Source organism: Rhodothermales bacterium (assembly GCA_034439735.1).
GTDB lineage: Bacteria > Bacteroidota > Rhodothermia > Rhodothermales > JAHQVL01 > JAWKNW01.
Window position 1 is genome coordinate 1 of record JAWXAX010000073.1, and the last position, 10,448, is coordinate 10,448.

The window sequence follows — 10,448 nt, forward strand, 5'->3', positions numbered from 1 at the left end:
GGGCGATGATTTCGAGGATGGCGTCGGCGTTGATATCGGCGGCCGTCAGAGCACGGATCGGGGCGTCGATAGGGCCGGGCGTCTCGTGGACAAACTGGCCGAGCCGCTGGTTCAGGTAGGTGTGGAGCATTCCTTCGTTATCGACAAGCGCCGCGTCGGGGTCGCCATCCCCGTCGAAGTCCGCCCAGGCGAAGGCGACGGCACCGTTGACCTCCGTGAAAGCCGGCAGCGGCGCAAACGTGACATCGCCATTGTTACGAAGTACCAGCGGCGGGCCGGCGGTGGCGAGGATGAGGTCGATATCCCCTTCGCTATCCACATCGGCGGCCCAGACAGCGGAGAAGGAACCAGCGGCCGGGACCGGGACGCGCGTGAATATCCCCAGGCTATCCTGCTGGAAGAGTGCGAGCCCGCCGGCGCCGGCCACGGCGACGTCGTTCCGGAAGTCGTACGAGTAGTCGAGCGTCGCGACGCCGAACCGGTCGGAGGCGGCGAGTACATCCGAGACATCCAGGCGCTGCTCGCCGACCACGAGGGTGGGTCCTTCGATGTAGATGGCGGTAAACGACTCGCCGGTGAGCGACACGGCGTCGGCCCAGCGGGCGGTGACGGACAGCGGCTCGGTCCGATAGGAGAGTTGGAGGTCGGCGGCGGCCGGCGCGGGCGATGGGGCCGGGAGACGGACAAACGTCGTCATGAGATCCCCGATCGATTCGAGGGGTGTCTGGACCGCGCTCAGGTCCTGTCGGTAGCTGAAGGTACCGAGCAGGAGGTTGCGTAGGAAGCCGCTCTGGACGCGGATGGACGGCAAGTCGCCGTTTGCCAGCGCGGCGCGGATGGAAGCCAGCGGCTCTCGGGCTTCGGGTGGCCAGGAGGCTGACAGGCCGGCGAGGGTGTCGACCATCCGGGAGGCGGTGGCGGCATCGTTTTCGGCGGCGGCGATGCGGAGGCGTTCGATGAGGATCGCCTTGTTCGCCGGCAGGCGATCGAGGATGGCGCCGAGCTGAGCGGCGGCTTCCGCCTGAAGGGCGGGGTCGCCGAGGCGGTTGATCTCCTGGACGAGCGCGTAGCGGGCTTTGATGCTGGCGGGGTCGAGCGCGATGGCCTCGCGGAAGTGCGCCATGGCCGAATCGGGCCTGGCCTCGTTCGAGGCCAGGACACCTTGCAGCAACACGATCTGGCTGTTTTCGGGCGCCAGCGCTCGGGCTTTATCGAGCAAAGGCCGGCCGGCGTCAAACTCATTGGCGCGGAGCGCGAGCAGACCCCGGTTGTACCATAGCGCCGGCTCATCCGGCGCGAGCTCCGTGGCGCGAAGGAGGTTTGTCTCTGCCCCCACCCCTTCGCCCGACTGGACGGAGGCGACGCTCTTGTAGAATGCCGTTACGGTTTCCCGGTAGGCGTCCGAGCCGGGTTCGGGGAGGCCGGGCTGGGTGCAGCCGGCGAGGAAAAAGAGGAGGGATACGGGGCCCGCGAAACGCATGGATATTCGACGCAAAGTTGTAGGTCGAATATCCAAAAACGGCGCTCCAAAACCAAGTGGAGCCGGCCTATTGAAGCGTCAGCTCGGTCGTCACCTCCTTGTTGCGTTCCTCGAGTGCCTCCAGGCTGATGATCTTCATCGCGCTATCGACTGGGATTCGATACAAGTCGACGCTTGCATCCATCCGTTCGAAGCCATTTAACCGCTCCGCGACTTCTCTGTTGAGGGTCTCGCGTTCGGGATAGGTAAGTTGACTGGCCAACTCTTCCCGCAGCGCCTGATGACGCCACTGAACCATATGATACATGAAAAACATCATGAGGGCAGCGCCGACGAGGGTGAGGGCCATGCCCCAGAAGACGATGGGTATTTCAACCCCTTCCCGCTCCACGGCCACGACTTCCTCCTCTCGATAGAACTCGACGACATCCTCATCCGCATCCGTTTTAATGGCGTGCTCAGGCTTCGGCCTGGCGAAATAGGGGTCCGCGCCGGCCTGTCCTGTCAGCAACTCGGGGAGGGGACCCGTCGGCTCTAAATGATTCGGGCGGTGCACATTTTCTTTGAGCACCTCCGGCGTCACGCTATAGAACCCGTGAATGGCATCTTCACTTCGGCTCCAGCCGGCGTCATTGCCGGCGAAGACACGCCAATGGTACACCCTCCCATCCGTCTCCAGGACGCCGGCGACCGTTACGGACTCCAGTTTGGCGAGTTCAAAGAGAGCAATCAGGGATGTAAAAGCCGGATCTTCCGCGATTTCCAACCGATACCGCGTGGCGCCTTCGACGGCGTTCCACTCAAAAAGAACCGACTCTCCGTCGACGAGCGATTCATCTGGCGGGCTGAGGGGCAGGAGGATATGCGGCACATCGGGCGGAGTGGTTTCCTGGAGCATGAGACAACTCTATCGTTTCGTTAGAAAAGCGATGGTGTTCTTGCTTCCAATAAACGTCCGCCGGCGTGAGGCATCTGTAAGCGAACCTCGCGCGTGGGTGTAGGTCGATACAAACAATCTCTGTGGATGGCAGCGGGCGATTAGTCCTCCCCCCAATCACACAGCCGTTCGACGTATTTGGCCGAGCCGTCGCGAAGCCAGCCGTCGCGTTGGCCGGGATCCTTGAGCTGCTGGCCTCGCATGCGGGAGACCGCCACAAAACGCGTGTCCAATTCGGGCAGCGCCGTCATGTCGCCCCAGAGCTTCTCGAACTGGGTGACCGGGAAGACGTCCTCCTGGCCCTTGCCCCAGCGTTTTTTGACGTCTTTGAGCGTGACGTAGGTAGGTATTCGGGTGGCGAGTTCGCGGATAGCATCCGCGACACGTGCCGGCCGGGAGAGGTCGGACCGCGTGAGCAGCAACGCCCGCAACAGCCGGTCGATGTCGATCCACGTCGTGCTCGTGTTGTAATACGAAAGGCGGTATTCGATGTCCTCGCGCGGCATGGCGAGGCCTTCGACGAGGCGGAGATGTCCGTCGACACGGGCGAGGCCTCCGCCTTTGTCCTCGATCTGGCGGGTGATGACTTCGGTGGACAACGCCGCGCCCTGTTCGATGTGGTAGCCGAGGATGGCGGGGTCGAGGCCGGCGCCGAGGGTATCGATGTTGTGCACCATGAGGTATTTCAGCTGCGGCCGGATCTCCAGCAGCTCACTGAGCACCCCGTTTTTGAAGATGTTCAGCACATCGTACCAGTGGCCGACCGGGTGGAGGCACTGGTGGGGAAGGTTGTCCGTATAGGCGGATCCTTCGCCGGCCTGGCGCACCCACTTGATGAGGGCCGCGCGGCCACTTTCGCGGACTTTCTGGGCTTGTTCGTCGAGCAGCTGTTGCGGCATCTCTTCCCAGGCGAAACGCAGATCCCGCTCCATGGGGATGAGGCGCAGGCCGACATTGCTACCGGGCGAAAGCAGGAGCGGGCCGGCGTAGCCGTAGTTGCCCATGTAGTCCAGATGTTCTGCGATGGGCCCGTGCGTCATGTAACTCGTCGTGATGACGTGGGGCAGGTGGGTGCCCACCTCGCGCGAGATACGCCGGCTTTTGGCCAGATGGATCTCGACAAAATTGCGGTGTACGCCGGCGAGTTTGGCGAAGGGGTTTAGCGCCTTGACGACGCCGGCGCCTTTTGTCCACCGGCTCCCGACGCCGCCGGCGAGGGTGACGACGGCCACCGCGCCCTGTTGCATGGCGTCGAGACCGATCGACCGATAGGTAGCGGGCAGTTCGCCGCGGGCGTCAAATACGTCGCGGGCGTCCACGTCCTCGATGCGGGATTGCGCCGGCAGGCGATTCTGCGCCAGCCCGATGCGGCCGCTGCGGAGGTCGGCCCGGATCTGCTCGTGTTGATGCCGGTCGAACCCGTAGCGGTCCAGCAATTCGTCGAGGGACTGCGTTTCGCCGTCCGGCTCCTCGTCGTGCGGCAGGAGGCGGTCCATCAGCCCCGAGACCACGTCGGCCAGCTCGGGACGCGTTTTTGAGGCGACGCCGAAGCGGTCCAGCTCCGTGCGCCGGCTGCGCGTCAGTTCGCGGGTGGCGCGTCGGACGAGGATCGGGACCATGAGCACGTAGTAGCGGGGCGGCATGAGCGCCTCGTCTCCCAGCATCAATTCGGCCTTCGTGCCGGCCTCATTGATCGCAAAGTCGTACACTACCGGATCCATCGCAAAGGGGATGGCGGTTTCGAGCCGGACCTTCGTGTTGTGCATGATGGCCTGGAGTCGCTCGACGGCCAGCTTCTTCTTTTTGGGGTCGAAGATAAAACCCATACCGCCGCCCGACATCCCGCCGAGCATCCAGAAGCCCCAGAAGTCGTCGCCGAACTCCTTGCGCACCTGGTCGATGAGCGATTCCGTGTAGTAGTTGCTGGCCCAGGGGATGATCGTCTGGATGGGCCAGTCGAAGTTGCGCTGGGTGATGGCGCCGATCGATTTCACGTCGCCGTCGCGCAGCGAGCGGACGATGTCGTCGAGCAGTTTGATGGCCGCCTGGCGCCAGCGCCACTCTTTGTCCGACCGCAGGAGGTACTTTTCGGTGACCATCTCCAGGATGGGTCCGACATCCTGCGCCATGCCGCCGTGGACGAGCACGAGGCTGTCTTGCAGGCGTTTGCCGGTGTCGCGGGCGACGTCCCCTTTTTCGAGGATCATGTGGTGCGGCAGAAGCCGGCCGCGGCTGACGCCGAACTCGGGGTCGCCCTCGACGGCGTTCACGCCCTCGATGAGTTTGATACCCGGCCAGATGCCGCCGCTATCCTGCCAGCCGCCACCCGACCCCCCCAGCCATTCGCCGAGGATGGCGCGCGCGGCGACTGTCCGGCGTTCTTCCTCGTTGAGCGTGCCCGTAAGCGAGCGCGTCTGATCCGTCGCGCGCATACACACCGAGATGAGGGACGCAAGCAAGTTGGTGGACACCGCGAGGCGCGAGCCTTTGGGGATGTCGTTCACCTGGCTGACGACCTCGACACCCAGGCCAGGGCCAACGAGCTTTTCGAGGAGGTCGGACAGCGGCTGGCTGGCGCCTTCCATGCCCGGGGGGACGATGCCCGAGGCGATGACGGCGGCCTTGAGGAGCCCCAGGTGGTCCCGCGCGAAGTCGAACACCTCGGCGAGCGTCGTGATGTCCGCTACGGCGTTTAAGTCCACGCTAACCAGCCGGAGGATCGGCTCGTCGATCACCCGAAAGTAGGTCTCGATGGGTGGCTTCGGCGGTGTGAGGCCGTTCGCGCCGCGGACGGAGAGATCGACCGACACATTGAGCACGCGGGCGCCCTCGGGGAAGTCCATCCCGAGGAAGAAGATATCGCTCCAGCCGCTGTGGGTGAGGTCCATACGGACCGGCGTCGTTTCCTGGATGATCGGAAAAAGAGCCTCTTTCGAGGGCCGATCGACGAGTTCGCGCCGGATGCGCAGTGGGTAATCCGCCGGATGCCCGATCCGAAACATCCACTGGTTCCCTCGAACCGAGCGCACGCTGCGCCGCACCTGGTCCGACAGCGTCTGAAAGGCAAGGCGGTGGTAGGCGGAGGCGAGTGCGCTGGATAACGCATCGCAGGGGCCGTTCTTCCGCTGCGCCGTCAGGAACAGCTCCAGGGCTTCCTCGAAGCGTCTTTTGAGGAGATGATTGACCCCCTCGTAGGGAATGTGGCCGGGCGCCTCGCCTTCGTAACGGCGGGGCAGGTGAAACCGGTGGATGGCGTACAGAAAAAAGAGCGCGCGGACGCGTTCGTAGAGGTTGGTGCTATCGCGGCGGAAGCGGTCGAGCGCCTCACATTCCGCGTGCAACATCTCAGCCGATGCGTTCCGGCACACGGAATCCAGCGACCGGTCGCGAATTTCGGGCTCGCTCGCACGAATGATGTCTACCAGAATACTCATGCCGCCTCTCCCTGCGCTGCCGCGCCCAGTTCCCGAATCGCCAGCAACTCGATGATGCGCGAGAGCACCTCATCGCGGTCCTTGCCGCTCAGTGCTATGGCCAGCTGCGCATTGAGCAACCCGTATTTCACGCCGACATCGTATCGCCAGTCTTCCGTCTCCATGGCCAGGTATTGTTCGCGATGACAGAGGTCGGCCAGCGCCTCCGAAAGCGTGACAGAGCCACGAACGTTTCGATCCTCGAGTTTGTGACCCAGGATATCGATGATCGTTGGCGTGAGGACGTGCATCCCGAAAAAGCACAGGTAGTGACCCGTCCGCAGCCCCGAAACGACCAGGCGCTGCTCGGCCTCCGTGGGGGTGGGTTTTTCGACGACGTGTTCAACCCTGTACAGGTTGGGCCAGCTGGAGATGCGCTGGACGCCGACCGTCCCGTAATACGGCAGCAGGTTCTCGCGCGTGGCCTGGACGACGGAAACCGAGCATTGCTCTTTCCGCGCCGCCTCGACGAGGCGCGCCGCGCAGCCCGAACCCGAACGGCTGATGTACAGGTGATCTCCTACAAGATGCAGGAAGGAGTCGCTGCCGATAAAATCGCGTGCGCAATAGACGGCGTGGCCGTATCCGCGCGGTTCTTTTTGGTGGACAAAGTGCAGCCGGCCGGCGTGGTCACCGGACACGGCCAGGTACGCGGCCTCGTCCCCCGGGCGCACGACGATACACACTTCTTCGACGCCGCCGCGCAGCGCTTCTTCGATGATGATGTGGAGCACCGACTTTTCAGTGCCGTCCCGATCGATCAGGGTTTGCAAGGGCAAGTTGCGCTGCCCTTTGCCGGCTGCCGTGATAACGGCCTTGTTGATAGTCATCATAAGACACAGGCTACCTGAAAACAGAAGCCGGAAGATAGGCGATTAGGTACCGGAAGATGCAGGCGCAACCAGAAAAAAACGCGGCGGAATACGTGGGGACCGTGGGCGCCCTTGATACGGCAATCGGACGTCCTCTCAACGTCCGATCCGATCCGATTGATCCAACCTGGAGTCGTCTCTATCGGGGCACCGGAGAGGGTATCCTAGATGGAATGGGAAACGGAACCGCCGGCACAAAAAGGGATTCACAACATCCGTTCCCGATCCACTCCTCGCCCCCCTCCTTCCCCACGCGCATGCACGCCAACCCTTACGTCGAGCGTCTCGTCAACCTCATCGATCCAGCCGGCAATCTCTTTTTTAACTGCACCCGGGAAGAAGCGGATGCCGCCGTGGCCTCGGGCGATCCCGAGCGGGTTCGCGCGATCGACGGCCCCTTCGCCATTGCCCAGAAATCCGGCCGCACCGTGCGGATGGCCCGCTCCATCGGCCGTCCGATGCGGTATTTCCTGGCGAAGCGGGCGGAAGGCCCCTGCCTCATCGTGGCCGAGCGGATGGATGAGCTGCGCGAGCAGCTCAGCCGCGAAGGGCTCGAAGACCAGTTCCACCCCTCCTACACCCGCATGGTGCCGGCGCATTATATCGTCGAGATCGATCTCGTCGGCTGCCCGGATCCCAACCCGCGCTACGAACGCTTCTTCACCCCCGAGCGCAACACCCAGCCGGCCGACCTCGACGCCATCGGTGCGGCCTATATCGGGGCCCTGTCCAGCGCCTGTAACCGCTGGCTGAACACCCTCGATCCCCGCGAACCCATCGGGGTCCTGTTCTCCGGCGGCGTCGATAGCGGCGCCGTCTTCCTCGCCCTGTACGACGCCCTGCTGAAGCGGGGCGAGTCGCCGGCGCGTCTCAAGGCCTTCACGCTATCCGTCCACAACGGCCCGGATGCCCGGCAGGCGCACAACTTCCTCGCCTCCCTCGGCCTGAGCCTGTTTCTGGAGGTCATGGACATCGCGCTGGAGGACCTGGACTACGCCGACGCCATCCGGACCATCGAGGACTACAAGCCACTCGACGTCCAGGCCGCCACCATGACGCTGGCCCTATGCCGCGCCATCCGCAACCGGTACCCCGACTGGCGCTACCTGGCCGATGGCGACGGAGGTGACGAAAACCTGAAGGACTACCCCATCGAGGAAAACCCGGAGCTCACGATCCGGAGCGTGCTCAACAATCTGATGTTGTACCAGGAGGGCTGGGGGGTACACTCCATCAAACATTCGCTCACGTTCACGGGCGGGCAGAGCCGCGGCCATGTGCGCTCCTATGCGCCGGCCCGCGCCCTCGGTTTCCAGGGCTTCAGTCCCTTCGCCCTCCCCAACGTCATCGCCGTCGCGGAGGGTATCCCGTTTATCGACCTAACAGGCTGGGACCCGCAAAAACTCTACGCACTCAAAGGCGAGGTCGTGCGCCGCGGCATCGAGGCCGTCACCGGCATGGCGATGCCCGTGAATGAGAAACGCCGATTCCAGCACGGCGCCGTCGATGCCGTCGGCTTCCAGGCCGCCTTTCCCCGGAGCGAAGCGGCCTACCGCCGGGCGTTCGACGCCGCGTTTGAATGACCCGCGAGCTCGCCCGTCGAGGCCGGCGTGAGCCTGTCGATCCCCATCGTCCCTACGCCTACTTCGTCGAGCCCGAGCGCACGGCCAGGGGCGTCGTCGAGGACGTGGCCACGCTCTTTCTCACCAACCGCGAGTGCCCGTTCGACTGCCTCATGTGCGACCTCTGGAAGCACACGCTCGGCACCCCCACTCCGGCCGGCGCCATCCCGGCGCAGATCGACTTTGCCCTGGCGCGACTGCCACCGGCGCGCCACATCAAACTCTACAATAGCGGCAATTTTTTTGACAAAAAGGCCATTCCCCCCGAAGACCATCCGGCCATCGCCGCCCGAGTCGCCGGGTTCGACACCGTCATCGTCGAAAATCACCCGAACCTCTGCACCCCCGATGTGCTCCGCTTCCGCGACCGGATCCCCGGGCAGCTAGAGGTGGCGATTGGCCTCGAGACCGCGCACCCCGAAACCCTTGCGCGGCTGAATAAGGCGATGACGCTGCAGGACGTCCGCCGCGCGGTTGATTTCCTGTTGACGAACGGCATCCAGGTCCGCGCCTTTGTCCTGCTCCGCCCCCCATACACGACCGAAGACGAGGGCGTCGAGCGGGCCATCGCCACGCTGGCGTTTGCGTTTTCGCTGGGTATCGGGTGTTGCGCCGTGATCCCCACACGCGCCGGCACCGACGCCATGCACCACCTCGCCGCCGGAGGCGACTTCGCGCCGCCGACATTGACGTCCCTGGAACGGGTGATGACGGCCGGTCTGGCCATGAAGCGCGGTCGAGTCTTTGGCGATCTGTGGGATCTGGAACGGATCTACGACTGCCCGGCGTGCGGGCCGGCGCGGAAGGACCGGCTGCACCGCATAAACCTGGAGCAGCACCTCCACCCCCCTATCCCCTGCCCCGTGAACATCACCCATTAACCATCAACTATCGACCATCGACCATCCTCCCATGCGCTTCGACATCGCCGTCCTCGGCTCCGGCTTCGCCGGCTCGCTTTGCGCCCTGATCCTCCAGAGGTTGGGTAAGGATGTCGTCGTGATCGACAGGGCAAGCCACCCGCGCTTTGCGGTCGGCGAATCGTCTACCCCTACCGCCAACCTCGTCCTCCAGGCCCTGAGCGACCGGTACGACCTGCCGGCCCTGCGCCCCCTATCGAAATTCGGGACGTGGCAGGCCACGTATCCGCACCTCGGTTGCGGCATGAAGCGGGGGTTCAGCTACTTTCAACATGAGGCCGGCCGGCCGTTTACACCCGGTCCTGGTCATGACAACGAACTGCTCGTCGCCGCCAGCCCCAGCGACGCGCAGAGCGACACGCAGTGGCTCCGTGCGGATGTGGATGCGTTTTTTGCCGGGCAGGTGCACGATGCCGGCATTCCCCTGTTCGAAGACACATCCATCGAGTCTGTCACTTCCGGCCCCTGCTGGCGCCTCTCCTGCCGGCGCAATCGGCAACCGCTTCGGCTCGAAGCTGCATTTCTTATCGACGCGACCGGCCCGGGCGGCGCGCTCACCCATGCGCTTGGTTTACCGGACGACACGCATCGCCTTCACACCCGCTCCCGCGCCCTGTTCGGGCACTTTGACGGACTTCCTCCCTGGGGTTCGCGGTTCACCAGCGACACCCTCCGCGACCATCCCTTCGCCTGCGACGATGCCGCCCTGCACCACCTGATCGACCGGGGCTGGATGTGGTGGATTCGGTTCAACGGCGCCCATCGCCATAACGGACGCACGAGCGCCGGCTTCGTGCTCGATGAGCGCGCGTACCCGCTCGACTTCACCCGCACGGCCCCGGCCGAATGGGCGGCGATCCGCGACCAGTACCCATCCTTGTCCGAGTCCTTCGCGTTGGCCCGGCTGGCCGATCCGCCGGGCGTGATCATCCGCACCGGACGGCTCCAGCGTCTGGCCGGCCAGGCGGCTGACGCCGGCTGGGCCCTCCTCCCCCACGCCGCCGGGTTCATCGACCCCCTCCACAGCACCGGCATCGCCCACTCCCTCCTCGGTGTCGAACGGCTGATGCGGATCGTGCAGGCGCACTGGGGCCGGGAGACGTTTGCCGACGCGCTCACCGGCTACGAACGGTCGGTCCGGGAA

At 64.5% G+C, this 10,448-nt stretch carries 7 protein-coding genes; 3 read left to right on the plus strand and 4 right to left on the minus strand.

The window, feature by feature from the left end:
• The 4 genes from SH809_05500 to SH809_05515 form a co-directional block, all read right to left on the minus strand.
• On the minus strand, nucleotides 1-1,480 hold a 1,480-nt coding region (locus tag SH809_05500; protein MDZ4699144.1), incomplete at its 3' end, for an FG-GAP-like repeat-containing protein.
• A gap of 67 nt (nucleotides 1,481-1,547) precedes the next feature.
• Nucleotides 1,548-2,378 (minus strand): hypothetical protein, encoded by an 831-nt coding sequence (locus tag SH809_05505; protein MDZ4699145.1) that lies wholly within the window; start codon nucleotides 2,376-2,378, stop codon nucleotides 1,548-1,550.
• A 140-nt stretch (nucleotides 2,379-2,518) separates the two neighbouring features.
• Nucleotides 2,519-5,851 (minus strand): UTP--glucose-1-phosphate uridylyltransferase, encoded by a 3,333-nt coding sequence (locus SH809_05510; GenBank protein ID MDZ4699146.1) that lies wholly within the window; start codon nucleotides 5,849-5,851, stop codon nucleotides 2,519-2,521.
• Nucleotides 5,848-6,723 (minus strand): sugar phosphate nucleotidyltransferase, encoded by an 876-nt coding sequence (locus SH809_05515; GenBank protein MDZ4699147.1) that lies wholly within the window; start codon nucleotides 6,721-6,723, stop codon nucleotides 5,848-5,850. Before SH809_05515 ends, SH809_05510 begins: the two co-directional genes overlap by 4 nt.
• A 296-nt stretch (nucleotides 6,724-7,019) precedes the next feature.
• On the opposite strand from SH809_05515, the gene SH809_05520 reads away from it, so the two are divergent.
• The 3 genes from SH809_05520 to SH809_05530 all read left to right on the plus strand — a co-directional run.
• Nucleotides 7,020-8,345 (plus strand): asparagine synthase-related protein, encoded by a 1,326-nt coding sequence (locus tag SH809_05520; GenBank protein MDZ4699148.1) that lies wholly within the window; start codon nucleotides 7,020-7,022, stop codon nucleotides 8,343-8,345.
• A complete protein-coding gene (locus tag SH809_05525) occupies nucleotides 8,342-9,265 on the plus strand; it encodes a radical SAM protein (protein MDZ4699149.1) in 924 nt (307 codons plus the stop codon). Before SH809_05520 ends, SH809_05525 begins: the two co-directional genes overlap by 4 nt.
• 31 nt (nucleotides 9,266-9,296) lie before the next feature.
• Nucleotides 9,297-10,448, plus strand: a 1,152-nt coding sequence (locus tag SH809_05530; protein MDZ4699150.1) for a tryptophan 7-halogenase, incomplete at its 3' end; no start/stop codon positions are given.

Excerpts from the sequence above, each read along its gene's own strand:
- SH809_05505 (MDZ4699145.1), bottom strand. The coding sequence starts at position 2,378 with ATGCTCCAGGAAACCACTCCGCCCGATGTGCCGCATATCCTCCTGCCC.
- SH809_05510 (MDZ4699146.1), bottom strand. The coding sequence starts at position 5,851 with ATGAGTATTCTGGTAGACATCATTCGTGCGAGCGAGCCCGAAATTCGC.
- SH809_05515 (MDZ4699147.1), bottom strand. The coding sequence starts at position 6,723 with ATGATGACTATCAACAAGGCCGTTATCACGGCAGCCGGCAAAGGGCAG.
- SH809_05520 (MDZ4699148.1), top strand. The coding sequence starts at position 7,020 with ATGCACGCCAACCCTTACGTCGAGCGTCTCGTCAACCTCATCGATCCA.
- SH809_05525 (MDZ4699149.1), top strand. The coding sequence starts at position 8,342 with ATGACCCGCGAGCTCGCCCGTCGAGGCCGGCGTGAGCCTGTCGATCCC.